The organism is uncultured Nocardioides sp., from assembly GCF_947489365.1.
Taxonomy (GTDB): Bacteria; Actinomycetota; Actinomycetes; order Propionibacteriales; family Nocardioidaceae; genus Nocardioides.
In genome coordinates this window covers 535,805-554,852 of the sequence record NZ_CANLDB010000002.1, presented here as the reverse complement: position 1 = coordinate 554,852, position 19,048 = coordinate 535,805, and the positions used below count along the sequence as shown (strand labels likewise).

The 19,048-nt window shown below is 74.6% G+C and carries 22 protein-coding genes; 13 read left to right on the top strand and 9 right to left on the bottom strand.

The features are described 5' to 3' along the window. The first annotated feature begins 13 nt into the window (after positions 1–13). Together Q0858_RS08095 and ilvA are read left to right on the top strand one after the other, a co-directional pair. Positions 14–1,393, top strand: coding sequence for an AI-2E family transporter (locus Q0858_RS08095; protein ID WP_299052517.1), 1,380 nt, complete (start codon positions 14–16; stop codon positions 1,391–1,393). Further along, entirely contained in the window at positions 1,390–2,634 is a 1,245-nt protein-coding gene (ilvA, locus tag Q0858_RS08090) for a threonine ammonia-lyase (protein WP_299052514.1), read from the top strand. The genes Q0858_RS08095 and ilvA overlap by 4 nt, the downstream gene beginning before the upstream one ends. 42 nt (positions 2,635–2,676) lie before the next feature. Here ilvA and greA read toward each other — a convergent pair whose 3' ends face one another. Then, on the bottom strand, positions 2,677–3,171 hold the full coding sequence (gene greA, locus Q0858_RS08085; RefSeq protein ID WP_299052511.1) for a transcription elongation factor GreA: 495 nt from the start codon (positions 3,169–3,171) through the stop codon (positions 2,677–2,679). A gap of 229 nt (positions 3,172–3,400) precedes the next feature. Then, complete coding sequence (locus tag Q0858_RS08080) at positions 3,401–3,844, bottom strand: DUF4307 domain-containing protein (RefSeq protein WP_299052508.1); 444 nt, start codon at positions 3,842–3,844, stop codon at positions 3,401–3,403. Between the two features lie 208 nt (positions 3,845–4,052). On the opposite strand from Q0858_RS08080, the gene mca reads away from it, so the two are divergent. Genes mca through Q0858_RS08065 form a run of 3 tightly spaced genes read left to right on the top strand, consistent with a single transcriptional unit; the run spans position 4,053 to position 6,424 of the window. After that, positions 4,053–4,934 (top strand): mycothiol conjugate amidase Mca, encoded by an 882-nt coding sequence (mca, locus tag Q0858_RS08075; protein WP_299052975.1) that lies wholly within the window; start codon positions 4,053–4,055, stop codon positions 4,932–4,934. 4 nt (positions 4,935–4,938) lie between these two features. Next, the gene (locus Q0858_RS08070; RefSeq protein WP_299052506.1) at positions 4,939–5,226 is read left to right on the top strand and encodes a hypothetical protein; all 288 of its coding nucleotides are present in this window, start codon (positions 4,939–4,941) and stop codon (positions 5,224–5,226) included. A gap of 22 nt (positions 5,227–5,248) precedes the next feature. After that, positions 5,249–6,424 (top strand): class I tRNA ligase family protein, encoded by a 1,176-nt coding sequence (locus Q0858_RS08065; RefSeq protein WP_299052503.1) that lies wholly within the window; start codon positions 5,249–5,251, stop codon positions 6,422–6,424. Here the strand turns inward: Q0858_RS08065 and Q0858_RS08060 are convergent. Together Q0858_RS08060 and Q0858_RS08055 are read right to left on the bottom strand one after the other, a co-directional pair. Beyond that, positions 6,417–7,019, bottom strand: a complete 603-nt coding sequence (locus tag Q0858_RS08060; protein ID WP_299052500.1) for a class I SAM-dependent methyltransferase — start codon at positions 7,017–7,019, stop codon at positions 6,417–6,419. The genes Q0858_RS08065 and Q0858_RS08060 overlap by 8 nt on opposite strands. 10 nt (positions 7,020–7,029) lie before the next feature. After that, positions 7,030–7,407, bottom strand: a complete 378-nt coding sequence (locus Q0858_RS08055) for a thioredoxin domain-containing protein (protein WP_299052497.1) — start codon at positions 7,405–7,407, stop codon at positions 7,030–7,032. A 47-nt stretch (positions 7,408–7,454) separates the two neighbouring features. Here Q0858_RS08055 and Q0858_RS08050 point away from each other — a divergent pair, with 47 nt between their 5' ends. Continuing rightward, a complete protein-coding gene (locus Q0858_RS08050) occupies positions 7,455–8,690 on the top strand; it encodes a SulP family inorganic anion transporter (protein ID WP_299052495.1) in 1,236 nt (411 codons plus the stop codon). Here Q0858_RS08050 and Q0858_RS08045 read toward each other — a convergent pair. The 4 genes from Q0858_RS08045 to Q0858_RS08030 all read right to left on the bottom strand — a co-directional run bounded on the left by Q0858_RS08045 (position 8,668) and on the right by Q0858_RS08030 (position 12,230). Then, the gene (locus tag Q0858_RS08045; protein ID WP_299052492.1) at positions 8,668–10,932 is read right to left on the bottom strand and encodes a heavy metal translocating P-type ATPase; all 2,265 of its coding nucleotides are present in this window, start codon (positions 10,930–10,932) and stop codon (positions 8,668–8,670) included. The two genes, Q0858_RS08050 and Q0858_RS08045, sit on opposite strands and share 23 nt — an antisense overlap. Further along, entirely contained in the window at positions 10,929–11,132 is a 204-nt protein-coding gene (locus Q0858_RS08040) for a heavy-metal-associated domain-containing protein (RefSeq protein ID WP_240238002.1), read from the bottom strand. The genes Q0858_RS08045 and Q0858_RS08040 overlap by 4 nt, the downstream gene beginning before the upstream one ends. A gap of 71 nt (positions 11,133–11,203) precedes the next feature. Further along, entirely contained in the window at positions 11,204–11,497 is a 294-nt protein-coding gene (locus Q0858_RS08035; protein WP_299052486.1) for a metal-sensitive transcriptional regulator, read from the bottom strand. 31 nt (positions 11,498–11,528) lie between these two features. Then, positions 11,529–12,230, bottom strand: a complete 702-nt coding sequence (locus tag Q0858_RS08030) for an FCD domain-containing protein (protein WP_299052483.1) — start codon at positions 12,228–12,230, stop codon at positions 11,529–11,531. A 104-nt stretch (positions 12,231–12,334) separates the two neighbouring features. Between Q0858_RS08030 and Q0858_RS08025 the strand changes: the two genes are divergently transcribed. The 7 genes from Q0858_RS08025 to Q0858_RS07995 all read left to right on the top strand — a co-directional run bounded on the left by Q0858_RS08025 (position 12,335) and on the right by Q0858_RS07995 (position 18,222). Continuing rightward, positions 12,335–12,880 carry a gluconokinase gene (locus Q0858_RS08025; protein WP_366916001.1) on the top strand — a complete coding sequence of 182 codons (546 nt, stop codon included), beginning with the start codon at positions 12,335–12,337 and terminating at the stop codon, positions 12,878–12,880. Then, positions 12,880–14,265 carry a GntP family permease gene (locus Q0858_RS08020; protein WP_299052480.1) on the top strand — a complete coding sequence of 462 codons (1,386 nt, stop codon included), beginning with the start codon at positions 12,880–12,882 and terminating at the stop codon, positions 14,263–14,265. Before Q0858_RS08025 ends, Q0858_RS08020 begins: the two co-directional genes overlap by 1 nt. A 38-nt stretch (positions 14,266–14,303) precedes the next feature. Next, a complete protein-coding gene (locus tag Q0858_RS08015) occupies positions 14,304–15,161 on the top strand; it encodes an oxygenase MpaB family protein (protein ID WP_299052477.1) in 858 nt (285 codons plus the stop codon). Positions 15,162–15,170: 9 nt separating this feature from the next. Further along, positions 15,171–15,506, top strand: a complete 336-nt coding sequence (locus Q0858_RS08010) for a YnfA family protein (RefSeq protein ID WP_299052474.1) — start codon at positions 15,171–15,173, stop codon at positions 15,504–15,506. Between the two features lie 104 nt (positions 15,507–15,610). Then, positions 15,611–17,044 carry a hypothetical protein gene (locus Q0858_RS08005; RefSeq protein ID WP_299052471.1) on the top strand — a complete coding sequence of 478 codons (1,434 nt, stop codon included), beginning with the start codon at positions 15,611–15,613 and terminating at the stop codon, positions 17,042–17,044. Then, positions 17,041–17,838, top strand: a complete 798-nt coding sequence (locus Q0858_RS08000; RefSeq protein WP_299052468.1) for a DUF1353 domain-containing protein — start codon at positions 17,041–17,043, stop codon at positions 17,836–17,838. The genes Q0858_RS08005 and Q0858_RS08000 overlap by 4 nt, the downstream gene beginning before the upstream one ends. A 3-nt stretch (positions 17,839–17,841) precedes the next feature. Further along, entirely contained in the window at positions 17,842–18,222 is a 381-nt protein-coding gene (locus Q0858_RS07995) for a VOC family protein (protein WP_299052465.1), read from the top strand. A gap of 9 nt (positions 18,223–18,231) precedes the next feature. On the opposite strand, the gene Q0858_RS07990 is transcribed toward Q0858_RS07995, so the two are convergent. Beyond that, positions 18,232–18,951 carry a hemolysin III family protein gene (locus Q0858_RS07990; protein ID WP_299052463.1) on the bottom strand — a complete coding sequence of 240 codons (720 nt, stop codon included), beginning with the start codon at positions 18,949–18,951 and terminating at the stop codon, positions 18,232–18,234. Positions 18,952–19,048: the final 97 nt, after the last annotated feature.

The window sequence follows — 19,048 nt, the reverse complement described above, 5'->3', positions numbered from 1 at the left end:
GTAGCCTGGGCGAGTGACCAGTGTCGGCGACGATCTCGAGGCCGTGCAGGCCCGGACAGGTCCCGACGCGCCCGTCGGTGCCCCCCTCGACCGGGCCGACCAGGCCGACCGGACTGACGCGGGGGACCCGAGGGACCCGGCTGACCGCCGCGAGCCGCTGACCGCCGCCGAGAAGGAGCGGTCGGCGACCGAGCGTCGTACGCGGCTGCTCGGCCAGCAGTGGGCCGCCCTGCGCCAGCGCCGGCTGGAGGCCCTGGAGGCCCGGCACGCCCCGGTCCCGGTCGGGGGAGCGTCGAACCTCCGGCGCGCCGAGGTGCCCTGGGGCCTGGACCTCGCCGCCGCGTGGTCGTGGCGGCTGCTGCTGATCGCCGGCGCGGGCTACCTCGTGCTGTGGCTCCTGGCCTACTTCGCGGTGGTCACGCTGCCGCTCGCCATCTCCCTGCTGGTGGCCGCCCTCGCGAGCCCCGGCGTGGCCCTGCTGCGCAGGGTCGGCGTCCCGAAGGCCCTCGGGGCGCTCGTCGTCGTCCTCCTCGGCCTGGGCGGATTGGCGGCGCTGCTGACCTTCGTCGGTCGCCAGGTCGCGGACGGCGCCTCCGACCTCGCCGCCCAGGTCGCCACCGGTCTCGGGCAGGTGCGGACCTGGGTCCAGGACGGTCCGCTCGGCGCCTCCGACACCCAGATCAACACCTGGCTCGGGCAGGCGCAGGACACCGTCGTCTCCACCGCCCGCGAGGGTGGTGTGCTGACCCAGGTCACCGAGTTCGGGCTGGCGCTCGGGCACGTCGTCGCGGGCATGTTCATCGTGCTGTTCGCGACCTACTTCTTCCTCGCCGACGGCGCCCGCATCTGGGGCTGGGTGGTGCGCATCGCGCCCCGTGACGCCCGGGAGCAGCTGGACGGCTCCGGCCGCGTCGCCTGGGTGTCGCTGACCCGTTTCGTGCGCGCCACCGTCATCATCGCGCTCGCCGACTCGATCGGGATCATGATCTGGGCGGCCGTGCTCGACGTCCCCCTGGTGGCCGCGATCGGCGTCCTGGTCTTCCTCGGCGCCTTCGTGCCGATGGTCGGCGCCACCGTCGCCGGCGGCGTCGCCGTCCTCGTCGCCCTCGTCGCGCACGGGCCGTGGGTGGCGCTGCTGATGCTGGTCGGCGTCATCGTCGTCCAGCAGATCGAGGGGCACCTGCTGCAGCCGTTCCTCACCGGTCGGTTCGTGTCGGTCCACCCGCTGGGCGTGATCGTCGCCATCGGCTGCGGCGTCCTGGTCGCCGGGATCGCCGGCGCGCTGATCGCCGTCCCCCTGGTCGCCGCCCTCAACGCGGTCGTCCACCACCTGGCCGGGCACGACGTCGCCCCCGGCCCGCCCGCCGAGGAGACGGAGGCAGCCACCCCGTGACCACGACCAGGACGACCGACCCGACCGCCGCGGTGGGGCTCGACGACATCGTCGCCGCCCGCGAGGTCCTCGCCGGCGTCGCGACGTACACGCCCATGGAGGAGTCGCGCTGGCTCTCCGACCTCGCCGGCGGCCCCGTGCGGCTCAAGTGCGAGAACCTCCAGCGCTGCGGCTCGTTCAAGATCCGCGGCGCCTATCTGCGGATGTCCCGGCTGTCCGCGGAGGAGCGCGCGAACGGCGTCGTCGCCGCCTCCGCCGGCAACCACGCGCAGGGCGTCGCCCTGGCCGCGCAGATGCTCGGCATCCGGGCGACGGTGTTCATGCCGGTCGGCGCCCCGATCCCGAAGGAGAAGGCCACCCGCGGGTACGGCGCCGAGGTGCTGTTCCACGGCGGCTCCGTGGACGAGGCCCTGGGCCGGGCCCGGGAGTACGCCGCCGAGACCGGCGCCGTGCTGATCCACCCCTTCGACCACGTCGACATCGTCGCCGGGCAGGGGACGCTGGGCCTCGAGCTGCTGGAGCAGTCACCCGGCGTCCGCACCGTGCTCGTGCCGACCGGCGGTGGGGGACTGCTGGCCGGGGTCGCCCTCGCGCTCAAGGCGAGCGACCCGTCGATCCGCGTCGTCGGCGTCCAGGCCGAGAACGCCGCGGCCTACCCGGGCTCGCTCGAGGCCGGTGAGCCGGTGGCCCTGACGTCGATGTCCACGATGGCCGACGGCATCGCGGTCGGACGCCCCGGCGACGTGCCCTTCGCCGCGGTCTCCGACCACGTCGACGAGATCGTCACCGTCAGCGAGGAGATGATGTCGCGGGCCCTGCTCGCGCTGCTCGAGCGGGCCAAGATGGTCGTGGAGCCCGCCGGCGCCGCCGCCGTCGCGGCGCTGATGGCCGCCCCCGGCCTCGTCGAGACCCCCGCGGTCGCCGTCCTGTCGGGCGGCAACATCGACCCGCTCCTGCTCGGCAAGGTCATCCGGCACGGCATGGCGGCCGCCGGCCGCTTCCTGTCCCTGCGGGTCTGCGTGCCGGACCGGCCCGGCGGACTCGCCCAGCTGCTGGTCGACGTCGCCGGCGCCGGCGCCAACGTCCTCGACGTGTGGCACGAGCGCATCTCGCCGGAGCTGCGGATCGACGAGGTCGAGGTCCGCATCCACGCCGAGACTCGCGGCGACCCGCACGCCGCCGACGTCATTGCTCGCCTGCGCGAGCGCGGCTACCGCGTCGAGGAGACCGGCCCGGCCTGAGCGGGCTCGCACCTCGACCGGCGGTGTGGTGCGGGTCGGGGATCAGCCCGTGAAGGGGACCGCCTCGACGACCTCGACCTCGAGGCGCTTGCCGTTGGGGGCGTCGTACCCGACGACGTCGCCGACCTTGGCGCCGACGATGGCGGAGCCGAGCGGCGACTGGGGGGAGTAGACGGCGATGGTGTCGTCCTCGATCTCACGGGCGCCGAGCAGGAAGGTCTCGGTGTCGTCGTCGCCGACGAACTTGTAGGTCACCTTCATGCCGGGGGAGACCGTGCCGTCGTCGTCCGGGGTCTCGCCGACCTCGGCGCGACGCAGCATGTCCTGCAGCTGCAGGATGCGGCCCTCGACCTTGCCCTGCTCCTCGCGGGCGGCGTGGTAGCCGCCGTTCTCCTTGAGGTCCCCCTCGTCGCGGGCGGCGCTGATCCGGTCGACGATCTCCTGGCGGATCGGCCCCTTGAGCTCCTCGAGCTCCGCGGTGAGCTTGTCGTAGGCCTCCTGCGTCAGCCACACGGTGTTCTGCTCGGCCTGCGTCATCGGGTGCTCCTGGGGTAGTGCGGCATCGTGCCGGTACGCCGTGCGTCCGGCTTGATCGGATCTGTCTCGGTCCTGCTCCCGCGTGTCCGGGCGGCGGTGCGGCCGAGGGGCCGGCACGCCGTCTCCCCGCTGCCTGGGGGCAGCCGGTGGTAGCGGTTCCTGCGGGAGGAAGCGGTCAGTCTAGCAATCTCCGGCGCGAGCGAGGGCTCAGCGGGGGCTCAGCGGGGGCTCAGCGGGGGCGGGACTGGTCCGCGGTGGTGCAGCCGAGGTCGTCCACGGCGGTGGCGCGGCGCTCGGTGCGGACGGTGCGCTCGAGGCGTCCCGTGCCGTTGACGTCCGAGCCGTCGACGGTGAAGCCGAGCTCGCCGACGATGGTGTGGTCCTCCGCGACCGCGCGGACCCGGCAGGTGGCGACGACGTCGGGGTCGATGGTCACCGTGAGGATCGCGGTCACCGAGCCGTCGTCCACGACGTCCCAGCCGGTCAGCTGCGAGCGGACCTCGGGCGAGCTGTGGGCGAGCGTGACCCAGGTCAGCCAGACGGCGGCCAGGAGGCCGACGACCACGAGCCCGACGATCCCGGCGCGGCGGGCGCTGACCCGCGGGGCGCCGTACCGGTCGGCCGGCACCGATCCCGCGCTCCCCGACCCGGAGGTGTCGGTCGACGTGCTCATGGGTCCATCGTCCCACCCGTGTGGTCGCCGGACTGCCGGACCTCGGCGGCAGCGCCCGGACTACCGTGGAGCCATGCACGAGACCCCCTCGCGAGCCGACGGATCGGACGCCCCGGACGGCGCCGCGCACACCGCGGAGCACACCGACACCGCGGCCTCGGCCGTCGCCGCAGCCGAGCGTGGCGGGCCCCGGGCGGGCCTGCGCCTCATGCACGTCCACGCCCACCCCGACGACGAGTCGAGCAAGGGCGCGGCGTCGACGGCGATGTACGTCGACCAGGGCGCCGACGTCCACGTCGTGACCTGCACCGGCGGCGAGCGGGGATCGATCCTCAACCCGCGCATGGAGCGGCCCGACGTCCTCGAGAACATGACGGAGATCCGTCGCGCCGAGATGGACGCCGCCCGCGAGATCCTCGGGATCACCCAGCACTGGCTGGGCTTCGTGGACTCCGGCTGGCCCGACGGCGACCCGAAGCCGCCGCTGCCGGAGGGCTGCTTCGGGCTGGTCCCCGTGGAGGAGGCCGCCGAGCCCCTCGTGCGCCTGATCCGGGAGGTCCGCCCCCACGTCGTCACGACGTACGACGAGCGCGGCGGCTACCCGCACCCCGACCACGTGATGTGCCACCGGGTGACGGTGGCGGCCTTCGAGGCCGCCGGCGACCCGGACGCCTACCCCGACGCGGGGGAGCCCTGGACGCCGCAGAAGCTCTACTACCACCACGGCTTCAACCGGCCGCGCACGCAGGCAATCCACGACGCGCTCCTCGAGCGCGGCCTCGAGTCGCCGTGGGCCGAGCGGTTGGAGAAGTGGGTCCCCGAGCCCGACTGGGACGCCCGCATCACCACGAAGGTGCCCTGCGGCGACTACTTCGAGGTCCGCGACCGCGCGCTGCTGGCGCACGCCACCCAGATCGACCCCGACGGGCACTGGTTCGCGATCCCCATGGACCTGCAGCGCGCGGTGTGGCCCACCGAGGACTTCGAGCGCGTCGTCGACACCACCGGCGCGCCGCTGCCGGAGGACGACCTGTTCGTGGGCGTTCGGGCCGACGCCGTCGCCGAGGTCGGGTCGCAACCGCGGGGGTGAGACGATGGGGGGTGTGATCGCGCTCGTCAACGACCTCGCCACCACGGCGTTCAGCGTCCTCGCGGACGCCCCGGCGCCGGGCGGCATCGAGCAGGGCCCGGAGCCCGAGGACGTCAAGGCCGGCTGGACGGCGTTCGCCATCTTCTTCGGCCTCTGCGGCGTCGTGGCGCTGCTGTGCTGGAGCTTCGTCCACCGGATCCGCAACGCCCGCAACGCCCGCGACCAGGGCGTGTACGGCGACCCGGTCGCGGAGCCCGAGAGCCCCACCACGGCGGAGGACCACCGCGCCTGAGCCGGGTGCCAGGATGGGCGCCATGGACGGGACGACGATGGGGTCCGGCACGCTCGAGAGCGCGCAGCGGTCCGGCGGGGTGCCGCAGCACGACCTGCCGCTGGTGCTGGCCGGATCCGCCCTGCCCGTGGTGGGCGCGGCCCGCGTCTACGTCTGCGGGATCACGCCGTACGACGTCACCCACCTCGGCCACGCCGCCACCTTCGTGTGGGCCGACGTCCTCACGACCGTGCTCGGCTCGCTCGGCGCGGACGTCCACACCTGCCGCAACGTCACCGACGTCGACGACGTCCTGCTCGACGCGGCCCGGGCGCGGGGCCGCCACTACGACGAGCTCGCCGTCGTCCAGGAGGCCGTCTTCGAGCGCAGCATGCAGGCGCTGCGCGTCGCCACGCCGCGGCACCGCCCGCGCTCGCGCCACCACGTCCGCGGCGTCCAGCAGCTCGCGGCCGCGCTGGTCGCCGCGGGGGCCGCGCACGAGGCGGACGGGACCGTCTGGTTCCACGGCGCCGACGTGCCCGCCTCGGTCGGCCTGCCCGAGGCCGAGGCGCTCGCCCTCGCCGCGACGTACGGCGACGAGCCGGGCGACCCCGCCAAGGCGCACCCGCTCGACGTCGCCGTGTGGCGCCCGTCGGCGGACGGCGAGCCCGCCTGGCCGAGCCCGTGGGGCTGGGGCCGGCCGGGGTGGCACGCGGAGTGCGCCGCGATGGCGCTTGCGGTGCACGGCGCGAGCCTCGACGTCCTCGTCGGCGGCGCCGACCTCGCCTTCCCCCACCACGCGTTCCAGTCCGCGATGGTCCGCGCGGCCACCGGCGTCGCGCCGTTCGCCCGCTCGGTGGTGCACGTCGGGACCGTCATGGTCGACGGCGAGAAGATGGCGAAGTCGACCGGCAACCTCGTCCTCGTCGACGACCTGCTCGAGTCGTGCTCGCCCCCGGCGCTGCGGCTGATGCTGCTCGACCGGCCCTGGGCCGCGTCGTGGTCGTGGCACCCCGGGCTGCTGGACGCCGCCGAGGCCCGCCTGGAGTCGCTGTACGCCGCGGCCGCCCGCCGGCCCTCCGGTGACGGGGAGGCCGCGGTGGAGGCGGTCACCGCCCGGCTGCGCGACGACCTGGACGTCCCCGGCGCGCTCGCGCTGGCCGAGGAGCAGGGCGGCGAGGCCGCCCGTCACGTGCTGGGCACGCTCCGCCTCAGCTGAGTCGGCCGGCGACCACCAGGCAGTCCAGGGCGGTCCCGCCGTCGGTCGGACGCTCGACCCGCTCGGCGCGCCGTACCTCGACCTCGGCGCCCAGGCGGCGGCCCGCCGCGGACAGCTCCGCGGCGAGCTCCGTGGCGGTGGGCAGCACCGCGGGGTCGCGCGGTCCGCCGACGCCGTGCTCGACGTTGCTGCGGTCGTGGGCGACCCACACCAGCGTCCCGCCGGGCGCCAGGGCGTCGACGGCGGTGTCGACCGCCGCGGCGAGGTCGGGCGTCGGCAGCTGCAGGTACGCCGCGACCACCAGGTCGACCCTCGACGGCGGCCGCCAGGTCGTGGCGTCGTCGACGACCCAGGTGACGGCGTCGGCGCCGGGCAGCGCCGAGCCGCGGGCGATCGCGACTCCGGAGAAGTCCACGGCTGTGACCCGCCAGCCGAGGGAGGCGAGCCACAGGGCGTTGCGTCCCTCGCCGGCGGCGAGGTCGACCGCGGTCCCGGGCGTCAGGGGTGCGCACTCCTCGGCGACGAACCGGTTGGGCCCGACGGACCACAGCAGCTCGGCGGCGGCGTACTTCGTGTCCCAGGCGGCGGCGTCCACGGCCCGCGCCCTACTGCCCGGGCTGCTGGGCCGTCTGCTCGGCGACCTGGCGCCGGACGTCGTCCATGTCGAGGCCGCGCACGGCCCCGATGAGCTCCTCCAGCGCCGGCGGCGGCAGGGCCCCGGCCTGCGCGAAGACCTGGATCCCGTCCCGGAACGCCATCAGCGTCGGGATCGAGGAGATCTGCGCGGCGGCGGCCAGCTGCTGCTGGTCCTCGGTGTCGACCGACCCGAAGGTGATGTCGGGGTGCGTCTCGGACGCGGCCTCGTAGGTCGGCGCGAACTGTCGGCACGGGCCGCACCAGGAGGCCCAGAAGTCGACCAGCAGGATGCCGTCACCCTGCACGTGCTCGCTGAAGTTCTCGGCGGTCAGCTCGATGGTGGCCATCGGTCCACCGTACGTGCGCCCAGGATCGAGGGGTACCTTCGCCGGTCGTGGCCACGACGAGGACCCCGGCCCCCGGGGCGGACGGTGCCGCCGGGGAGGTCCACACCGTCCTCGGCGCGCTGCGCTCACCTCGCGTGCTGCGCCGCGAGGTCCTCGCTGGCCTGGTCGTGGGCCTGGCGCTGGTGCCCGAGGCGATCTCGTTCGCGGTCATCGTCGGTGTCGACCCGCGCGTCGGGCTGTTCACGTCGGTGACCATGGCGATGTCGATCGCCGTCCTCGGCGGACGCCGCGCCATGATCTCCTCCGCGACGGGCGCCGTCGCCTTCGTGGTCGCCCCGGTGATGCGCGACCACGGCCTCGACTACCTGCTGGCCACCGTCCTGCTCGGCGGCCTGGTCCAGGTCCTGCTCGGCCTGGCGGGCGCGGCTCGCCTCATGCGGTTCGTGCCGCGCGGCGTGATGGTCGGCTTCGTCAACTCGCTGGCGGCGCTGCTGCTGCTCGCCCAGGTCCCGCACCTCGTCGGGGTGCCGTGGGCCGTCTACCCGCTGGTCGCGGTGGGCGTGCTGGTCGTCGTCGGGTGGCCCCGGCTGACCCGGGCCGTCCCGGCCCCGCTCGTCGCGATCGTGCTGCTGACGACGGTGACGGTGCTCGCCGGCCTCGACGTGCCGGACGTCGGCGACGAGGGAGCCCTGCCGAGCGCGCTGCCGGTGCCGGTGCTCCCCGACGTCCCCCTCACCTGGCAGACGCTGCGCATCATCGGCCCGTACGCCGTGGGGCTGGCGCTGGTGGGCCTGCTGGAGACCCTGGTCACCGCCGACCTGGTCGACCGGATCACCGACACCGGCTCCGACAAGCGCCGCGAGGCGGCCGGGCAGGGCGGCGCCAACCTCGTGACCGGCCTGCTGGGAGGCATGGGCGGCTGCGCCGTCATCGGCCAGAGCGTCATGAACACCCGCGTCAACGGCGCCCGCACCCGGGTGTCGACGTTCTCCGCCGGGGCGCTGATGCTGGTGCTCGTCCTGCTCCTCGGGGACGTCGTCGCCGCCATCCCGATGGCCGCCCTGGTCGCCGTGATGCTGATGGTCGCCTGGCAGAGCATCGACCGCGAGAGCCTCACGTGGGCGGGCGTCCGGTCGCGGCCGGTCCGCGACACGGTCGCGATGCTCGCGACCCTGGCGGCCGTGGTCGCCACCCACAACCTGCTCGTAGGCCTCGCCGTGGGCGTCGTGGTGGTGGCGCTGCTGTCGCTGCCCGGGGCCGTCAGGTCCCGGCGCGGGCGCTGAACCGCCGCAGCCGCAGGCTGTTGCCGACCACGAACAGCGACGAGGCCGCCATCGCGAAGCCGGCCAGCATCGGGTTGAGCAGGCCCAGCGCGGCCAGCGGCAGGGCCGCCACGTTGTAGGCGAAGGCCCAGAAGAGGTTGCCGCGGATCGTGCCCAGGGTGCGCCGGGACAGCCGGATCGCGTCGCCCGCGACCCGCAGGTCGCCACGCACGAGGGTGAGGTCCGCGGCCTCGATCGCCGCGTCCGTGCCGGTCCCCATGGCCAGGCCCAGGTCGGCGGTCGCCAGGGCGGCGGCGTCGTTGACACCGTCGCCGACCATCGCGACGACGTGGCCCTCGGCCTGCAGCCGGCGCACGACGTCCACCTTGTCCTCGGGCAGGACGCCCGCGACGACGTCCTCGGTCGCGATGCCCACCTCGGCGGCCACGGCACGCGCGACCGGCTCGGCGTCCCCGGTCAGCAGCACGGGCCGCAGCCCGAGCGCCCGCAGGTCCGCGACGGCCTCCGCGGAGGTCTCCTTGACGCGGTCGGCGACCACGAGCAGGCCGCGGACGGCGCCGTCCCAGCCGACGGCGACCGTGGTCCGGGCGGTCTCGGCGTCGAGCACGGCGGCGAGGTCGTCCGGCAGGGCGAGGTCGCCGAGCAGCGAGGGCCGTCCGACGACCACCGGGGTGCCGGCGACGGTGCCGCGCACCCCCCGACCCGGGTCGTTGGCGAAGTCGACGACCTCGGGGAGGGCCCCGACCCGTTCGCGGGCACCGTCGGCGACGGCCCGCGCGATGGGGTGCTCGGAGGCCTGCTCCAGCGCGCCGGCGTACGTCAGGACGTCGGTCTCGTCGGTGCCGTCGGCGGTCACGACGTCGACGAGGCTCATCGCCCCGGTGGTGACGGTGCCGGTCTTGTCGAGCACCACGACGTCGGGGCGGCGGGTGCGCTCGAGCGCCTCGGGGCCCTTGATGAGGATGCCGAGCTGCGCCCCGCGACCGGTGCCGACCATCAGCGCCATCGGCGTGGCCAGCCCGAGCGCGCAGGGGCAGGCGATGATCAGCACCGCCACGGCCGCGGTGAAGGCCGCCTGGGCCGGCTCGCCGACGGCGAACCAGGTGAGCAGGGTGCCGAGCGCGAGCACGAGGACGACGGGCACGAAGACCCCGGAGACCCGGTCGGCGAGCCGTTGGGCGGCGGCCTTGCCGGTCTGGGCGTCCTCGACCAGCCGCGCCATCCGGGCGAGGCGGGTGTCGGACCCGACGCGGGTGGCGCGGACGACGAGCCGGCCCCCGACGTTGAGCGTGGCGCCGGTGACGGTGTCGCCCGGGCCGACCTCGACCGGGACGGACTCCCCGGTCAGCATCGCGGTGTCGACGGCGGAGGAGCCGGAGACGACCTCCCCGTCGGTCGCGACGGTCTCGCCCGGACGGACGACGAAGCGGTCGCCCACGACCAGGCTGTCGGCGGGCACCCGGCGCTCACCCCCGCCGGGTCCGTCGGTGAGGAGGGTGACCTCCTTGGCGCCCAGGTCCAGGAGGGCGCGCAGGGCGGAGCCGGCGTTGCGCTTCGCGCGGTGCTCGAGCCAGCGACCGGCGAGCAGGAACGTGGTGACGCCCGCGGCGGCCTCGAGGTAGACGTTCGCGCTGCCGTCGCCGCGCTCGACGGTGAGGGAGAAGCCGTGACTCATGCCGATCTCGCCGGCCGAGCCGAGCAGCAGCGCGTAGAGCGACCAGCCGAGCGCCGCGAGGGTACCGATCGAGATCAGCGTGTCCATCGTGGTGGCGCGGTGGCGCAGGTTCGTCCAGGCGGCGCGGTGGAAGGGCCACCCGCCCCACAGCACGACCGGCAGGGCGAGCACGAGCGAGACCCACTGCCAGCCGGCGAACTGCCACGGCGGCACCATCGCGAGGACGACGACCGGGACGCTCAGCGCCGCGGAGACGGCCAGACGGGTGGTGAGCGGGTCGGCGTCGGGCCCGTCGGTGCCGTCGGCGTCGGGGTGCACGGGCTCGGGCACGCGGGCGGCGTACCCGGCCGCGGCGACGGTCTCCACCAGACGCTCGGTCCCGAGGTCCGCGGGGTAGGACACCCGCGCCCGCTCGGTGGCGTAGTTGACCGTCGCGCTGACGCCGTCGAGCTTGTTGAGCTTGCGCTCGATCCGGTTGGCGCACGACGAGCAGGTCATCCCGGTGAGCTCCAGCTCGACGTCCTGCGTCGGCCCGGGGGAGACCGGGGCGCTGCCCGGGGTGCTCATCGGGCGGTGTAGCCGGCCTCGCTCACGGCGGCGCGGACGGCGTCGTCGGTCACGGGGGCCTCGGTGGTGACGACGACCCGGCCGGAGCCGAGGTCGACGCTGACGTCGGTGACGCCGTCGAGCTCGGAGATCTCCTCGGTGACCGAGGCGACGCAGTGCTCGCAGGTCATGCCGTCGACGGTGTAGCTCTGCTGGGCCATGGGGTCCTCCTGGACCGGTGGTGGATCAGACGGTGGGGCAGGCGGTGGGGCAGGCGGTGGGTCGGGCCGGGTCAGGACCGCACGAGGCGTGCGATGGCCGCGGAGGCCTCGTCGAGCTTGGCGCGGGCGGCGTCGTCGTCCCCGCTCGCGGCGGCGTCGGCGACGCAGTGCGACAGGTGCTCCTCCAGCAGGCTCAGCGCGACGGCCTGCAGGGCCTTGGTCGTCGCCGAGACCTGGGTGAGGACGTCGATGCAGTAGGTGTCGGCCTCGACCATCCGCTGCAGGCCGCGGGCCTGACCCTCGATGCGGCGCAGGCGCTTGAGGACGTCGTCCTTGCGGTCGGCGTACCCGGGCGTGGTGTCCATGCCGCCACAGTACCCCTGGGGGGTAGGGGTATCAAGCAGGTCGACCCGCGGTGGCCTCGGCCGCCTCGGCGATGATCGCCCGGACGCCGGCCTCCGCGGCGGCGGGGTCGCCCACCCGGACGGCGCGGGCCACCGCCTCGTGGAGCGCGATCGCCTCGGGGTTCGGGCGCGCCGGCATGAGGTCGTGGCGGGTGCGGCCGGCGAGCACCTCGTCGACGACCGCGGCGAGGGAGCAGAGCATCTCGTTGCCCGAGGCGTCGAGGAGCGTGCGGTGGAAGACCTGGTCCGCGGCGAGGTAGGCGACGAGGTCGCCGGTCGCGCCGTGCTCGGCCATGTCCAGGGCGGCCTCGGCGAGTCGTCGTCCCTGGGCGGGGGTGGCGCGGGCCGCGGCCAGCGCCGCGGCGGTCGGCTCGAAGCCCGACCGCAGCTCGGTGAGGGAGCGCAGCTGCTCGGCGCGGTCAGGTCCGGCCAGCCGCCAGCGGATGAGGCGGGGGTCGAAGACCTGCCAGTCGGCGCGGGGGCTGACGGTCACGCCGACGCGACGCCTCGCCGTGACCAGCCCCATCGCGGCGAGCACCCGCACCGCCTCGCGGGACACCGACCGGGAGACACCGAACTCGCGGTCGATCCCCTCGAGGGTGAGCACCGTGCCGACGGCGAGCTCACCCGCCGTGATCCGCAGCCCGAGCCCCTCGAGCACGCGCTCCTGGAGCGGGCCCTCGGTGGCGGTCATCAGCCCATCATGTCATCAGGTCATCCGACACCGCGGGCGCGAATCGGCAGATGAGTGAGGGACCCCGGTTGCAATGATCAGATCATTCGTGTGACAGTGACCACGTGACGCAGGACACGAGCTCGTACCCGCCCCTCGTGGTGGTCATGGGTGTCTCCGGATGCGGCAAGTCGACCGTCGGCGAGGCCCTCGCCCGTCGGCTCGACGTCGCGTTCACCGACGGCGACGACCTCCACCCGCCCGCGAACGTCGAGAAGATGCGGGCCGGCACGCCGCTCGACGACGACGACCGGTGGCCCTGGCTCGACGCCGTCGGCGGCTGGCTCGCCGAGCGCCGGACCAGCGGCGGGGTCGTCGCCTGCTCGGCGCTCAAGCGCGCCTACCGCGACCGGCTGCGCGACCAGGCGCCGGCGGCCGTCCACGTGCACCTGCACGGCGACCGCGAGCTGATCGGCCGGCGCCAGGCCGCCCGCGGCCAGCACTTCATGCCGCCCGGCCTCCTCGACTCGCAGTTCGCCACCCTCGAGCCGCTGGGCGTCGACGAGGCGGGCGTCGTCCTCGACGTCGCGCTCGGCGTCGACGAGCTCGTCGAGGCGGCGTACGACGCCCTCACCCGCACCGCCCCCGGATCCGAGACGCAGGAGCCCTGATGGAGATCACGTTCGAGCAGACCCTCGGCCCCGGCGCGCTGCTGGGCATCGCGGCCGGCGCGGTCGCGGTCCTGCTGCTGCTCATCATCCGGTTCAAGGTCCACGCCTTCCTCGCGCTGATCCTCGTCAGCCTCGGCACGGCGTTCGCGACCGGCTACCCGGCGGCGCAGATCATCCCCGCCCTGACGACCGGGCTGGGGACGACGCTCGGGACCGTCGCCCTCCTGGTCGCCCTCGGCGCGATGCTCGGCCGCCTGGTCGAGGTCAGTGGCGGAGCGCAGGTGCTCACCGACGCGCTGATCGCGCGCTTCGGCGAGAAGCGGGCACCGCTCGCGCTCGGCGTCGCCTCGCTGGTGTTCGGCTTCCCGATCTTCTTCGACGCCGGCCTGGTCGTGATGCTGCCCATCGTCTTCGCGGTCGCGCGCCGCATGGGCGGGGGGCTGCTCCGCTACGGCCTGCCCGCCGCGGGCGCCTTCTCGGTGATGCACGTCTTCGTGCCGCCCCACCCCGGCCCCGTCGCGGCCAGCGGCCTGCTCGAGGCGCAGGTCGGCCTGGTCGTCGTCCTCGGGCTGCTCGTCGCGGTGCCCACGTGGTTCGTCACCTGCTACCTCTTCGGCCTCTGGGTCGGCAAGCGCATCGAGGTCCCGGTGCCCGACGTCCTGAGCGGCGGGCCGAAGCAGGAGGAGGCGCTGGGCAAGCCGCCGTCGGCGGGCACCGTCGTCGGGCTGCTGCTCCTGCCGCTCGCCCTGATCTTCCTCGAGACCGGCCTCAACACCGCCGCGACCGCCGGGTGGGTGGACGGCGAGACGACGTGGGTGGCCGTGCTCCGCGTCTTCGGCTCCACGCCCGTCGCGCTGCTCATCACGCTCCTGGTCGCGATGTACGTGCTCGGCGTCCGCCGCGGCGTCGCGGGCGAGACCCTCGACAAGCTCGTCGACGGCGCGCTCGGACCGGTCTGCGCGATCATCCTCATCACCGGCGCCGGTGGCATGTTCGGCTTCGTCCTGCGCACCAGCGGCATCGGCGACGCGCTCGCCGACACCCTCGCCGGGCTAGGGATCCCCGTGATCCTCGCCGGCTTCCTCATCGCCTCGGCGCTGCGGATCGCCCAGGGGTCGGCCACCGTCGCGCTGACGACGGCCGCCACGCTCGTGCAGCCCGTCGTCCTCGACGGCTCCTACTCGCCCGTGCAGGTCGCCGCCGTCGTCCTCGCGCTCGCCGCCGGCTCGGTCGTGGCCAGCCACGTCAACGACTCCGGCTTCTGGCTGGTCGGCCGGTTCTTCGAGATGGACGTGCGCACCACCCTGAAGACCTGGACCGTCATGGAGACCACGATCGGCGTGATGGGCTTCGGCCTGGCCTGCGTCGTCTACGTCGTCGGGTGACCGTGGCGCGGCCTCCGCGACGCGACTACCGTGACGCCATGTCGCAGGCACCCCCGCCGGACCAGGCCGAGCTCAGGGCCGACCACGAGGCCGTCGCGAGGCGACTGGCGCTGTTCGACTTCCCCTGGGACACCACCCAGGCCCTCAGCCTCGCGCTGTTCCGGACGTTCGCCGTCCCGACGATCGGACGGCTCCTCGACGAGACGGCCGAGTTCACCGGACGCACCCAGAAGCGGTACGACGACACGGCGCTGCTGCTCGAGGTGCCGCTCGTCGAGGGCCTGGACTCCGAGCTGGGCCGGGCGGCGATCCGGCAGGTCAACGGGATGCACCGGCGCCACCACATCTCCGACGACGACATGCGCTACACGCTGGCGACGTTCGTCGTCGTCCCGCGCCGGTGGATCGACGCCCACGGCAGGCGCCGCCTGACCGACGCCGAGGTCGCCGCGGCCGTCGGCTACTACCGCGCGCTGGGCGCCCGGATGGGGATCCGCGGCGTCCCCGAGACGTACGACGGCTTCGCGGCGCTCATGAACGACTACGAGACGGAGCACTTCGCGTTCGACCCAAGTGGTCGGCGGGTCGCGGACGCGACGCTCGCGCTGATGGCCACCTTCTACCCACGCGCCCTGCGGCCCCTCGTGCTGCGGGCGACCCGCTCGATGATGGACCCGCCGCTGCTCGCGGCCCTCGGGTACGACGAGCCCGGGCGGCTCGAGCGGCGCCTGGTGCGGGGCGCGCTGCGGGCCCGGGGGAGGGCCGCCGGCCTCCTGCCCGCGCGCCGGCGGCCGGCGTACGTCCGGGACATGCCGCGCATCCGCTCCTACCCCGACGGCTTCACGGTCGAGGACCTCGGCACCGCGCCCCGCGGCTGCCCCGTCCGGCCTCACTAGCCTCGTCGGATGGTCACCCGCTCGATCCTGCTGTTCGTGCTCGCCGCACTGCTCGAGATCGGCGGCGCCTGGCTGGTCTGGCAGGGGGTGCGGGAGTCCCGCGGCCTGGTCTGGGTGGGCGCCGGCGTGCTCTGCCTGGGGGCGTACGGCTTCGTCGCGGCCTTCCAGCCGGACGCGGAGTTCGGGCGGGTCCTCGCGGCGTACGGCGGGGTGTTCGTCGCCGGGTCCCTGGCCTGGGGGATGGCCGTCGACGGCTTCCGCCCGGCCCGGACGGACTACCTCGGGGCGCTGATCTGCCTGGTCGGGGTCGCGGTGATCATGTACGCCCCGCGCGACGTGTCCTGAGCCCGGCGGCGCTGTTTTCAGGACTCTCGCCGTTCCCCCTCCGGCTGTCGGCGGATCCTGCGACCCTGCGTCCGTCGGGCCACACCGGTCCGCGAGGGAGGATCATGGGGATCACCAGCACGGAGCCGACGTGGATCGTGCAGGTCGTCTCGGACGACGCGCACTGCAACGAGTGCTGCGGTGCGGACGAGGCCGTCCCGGCGACGCACCACGACGCCTCGCCCGGCGCGTTCGCCTACACGATCGGGCTGCACGACCGCGGTGCGCCGGAGCTGCAGCTCTGGGCCAGGCCCACGGACGGGCAGGACCCCGGCGCGGACTGGGAGTTCTCCGCGCGCGACCTCGCCCAGGTCCTGAACGACCTCGCGGCGGAGGTGCTGGCCGGCCGCCTGTCGGCGGGCGGCTGCCGCACCGAGGTCTTCGACGGGGGTGACGCGACCGTGACCTTCCGGCTGGGCGCACCCGTGGCCCGCGAGGAGGTCGATGCGTTCGGGGTCGACCCCGCCGCCGCGGTCCTGCCCGTGCGATGGTCGCTGCGCCGTCCGCCCGAGGGCCCTCGGGGTCCCGCGGACCACGCCGCGCTCGAACAGGTCCGGACCCTCCTGCGGGACCTGCGACCGCGCCCCTCCGACGTCCGGGACCTCCCTCCGACCTGGCGATGTGACGACCTCGAGTTCGACCCCGACGGAGTGCACGGCCCCCTGACGCCGCTCGTGCGGGGGCTCGCGGCCGCCGTGGTGGGCGGCGACGGGGACCAGCTCGTCCGGTTCCTGGTCGAGTGCGCCTCGGGCTACTCGACCGGTACCTCCGCCGGGTACGTGCTGGCCCAGGTGCGCGCGGCGGCCAGGCCGGTCGGGCGCAGCGCCGCGATCGACCGGCTCGTCGACACGGTCCCGCACCTGGCCGCGGTCCGCGTCGAGGACGCCGGGTGGCCGCGGGTCGTCGACGACGTGACGAGCGCGCTGGGCTGCTCCTGGCCCACGGCCTCGGACGACCTCGCGACCATGCTGCGCCAGGGGCTGCTGGCCCTGCTCGGGACCGCGGTGGTCCACGACGTGGCCGGGCGCGAGCTTCTCCTCGAGGGCACCGGCCCGTTCCGGTGGTCGCGCTCCGCGACGGTCGGATCACCCGCGGAGTTCCTGGCGTCGGACAGGACGGTGCGGGCCGTGGCCGTGGCCCTGGCCCACCTACGGCCCGGCGTCCTCCCGACCCTGCTCGACAGACACGAGCGAGCGCTCGCCCACGACGCCTACCTCCGCGCGGTGGCACACCTCCAGGGCACGGCGGTCACCACCGCCATGGCCATCGAGTCCCTCGGGGCCGTGCTCCCGCGCGCGGTGGCGCGACGTGCCCGACGAGACGGGTTGGTGGCCCCTGCGTGGTCCTGGGCGAGCGTGCTGGTGGGTGCGGTCTGCGCGACCTCCGCCGACCCGCGCCGCCTCTCCGTCGAGCTCGCCGAGGCCTTCTGCGCGCCGTACGACGACCTCCTGCCGGAGCTCCGCGGACTGCTCCGCCTCGGGCCACACTATCGCCCGTGAGGTTCTTCGACGGCGGGCTGCCCGACGAGCCGGCGGACCGTGACGCGGTGGCCCGGGTCTTCCTGGAGCGACGGATGGAGGAGGGCGAGGAGGCGTTCGCGATGCTGCGCCGGATCGGGTACGACGACCGACGCCTCGGTCCGCTCCTGGTGCCGGCCGACCCGGCGACGTTCCGCACGGACCTCACCTCGGTGCCGCGGTTCTTCACCTGGCTGGTGCCCCGCAGCGGGCGTCACCTCCCGGCCGCGCTGGTGCACGACGGCCTGGTCGAGACGGACCCGGCGCTGCCCCCGACGTACGTCAGCCCCGAAGGGGTCGTCGTCACCCGGGTCCAGGCCGACCGGGTGTTCCGGGACGCGATGGCCGACCTCGGCGTGCCGCCGGTGCGGCGCTGGCTGGTGTGGTCCGCGGTCACGGTCGCGACGATGGTCGACGGGCGGGCGACCGGGTGGGGCCCGGTGCGCCGGTGGTGGTTCCGTGGCGTCGCGGTGCTGACCCTCGCGGTGACCCTGGTGCTCGGGGTGCTGGCGACGCTCGACCTCGCCGGCGCCGGCCTGGGGGTGCCGTGGATCGGGGACGGCCCCACCGGGCTGCGGCTGCTCCAGGGCGTGGCGGCGGCCGTGGTCCTGCCCTGCCTGCTGGCCCTGCTGTGGGGCCGGTTCGTCGTCGCCGGGCTGGTGACCAACGTGGCGCTCGCCCTGCTGCTGCACCTGACGGCCGCCCTGGTGGCGACGTACCTCCTCTACGCCGCCCTGGAGGCCCTGGTGCGCGGGGCCTCCCGCGCGGTTGACTGAGGTGTGGACCTCCGACTCCTCGTCATCGCCGTCCCGGTCGCGGACGTCGACCGCTCGCTCGCCTTCTACACCGAGCAGGTCGGCTTCGGCCTCGACCACGACGTGCGGCCGTCCCCGGGCATGCGGGTGGTGCAGATGACGCCGCCGGGCTCCCCGTGCTCCGTCGTCATCGGCGAGGGGATGCCGCTGGGCGAGCCCGGGTCCACGAAGGGCCTGCAGCTGTGCGTCGACGACATCGACGTCGCGCGGGCCGCGATGGCCGACCGCGGGGTCGCCATCAGCAAGGTCCAGCAGCTCGGGCCCGAGGGCGTGCCGGGCTCGCGGTTCGCCTTCTTCGCCGACCCCGACGGCAACGGCTGGTCGCTCCAGGAGCTGCCCGCCTGAGAGCCGGCGTCAGCGCAGCGAGTACGTCAGGAGCGACACGGCGACGTAGTGCGAGGCGAACGCCAGGATGGTGAAGGTGTGGAACACCTCGTGGAACCCGAACCACCGGGGCCACGGGTTGGGTCGCTTCACGCCGTACACGACCCCGCCGAGGGTGTAGAGCCCGCCGCCGACGATGACCAGGACGAGCACCGCCGTCCCGACGCCCACACCGATCCCCGCCGCGCCGTCGGCGAAGTCGGGGATGAAGAAGATCGCCGCCCACCCGAGCGCGATGTAGATCGGTGTGTAGAGCCACCGTGGCGCGCCGGTCCAGAACACCCGGAACAGCACGCCGAGGATCGCGCCCGTCCACACGGTCGTGAGCAGGACGACCCGGGAGTTGCCCTCGAGCAGCAGCAGGCTGAACGGCGTGTACGAGCCTGCGATGAGCAGGAAGATGTTCGAGTGGTCGAACCGCCGCAGGATGCCCCACACCTTCGGCGACCAGGTCCCTCGGTGGTAGATCGCGGAGACGGTGAACAGCACGAGGGCGGACCCGGCGAACACCGCGGACCCGATCCGGGTCACGGCGTTGGGGGACAGGGCGATCAGCACGATGCCGGCGGCCAGCGTCAACGGAGCGGTCGCGAGGTGCAACCACCCCCGGAGCTTGGGCTTGACCTCGGCGAACGCCTCGCGCACGTGGTCGGCGGCCCCCTGCGTGAGGTCGGCGACTCGAGCGTTCATGGTGCGAGCGTAGCGAGGCATGGTCGGCGTCCGGTCGGTTCGTGACCAACCTCGCTCGGTGCCCGCGAGACCCGTCGAGGACACCCGGTCCGGAGGC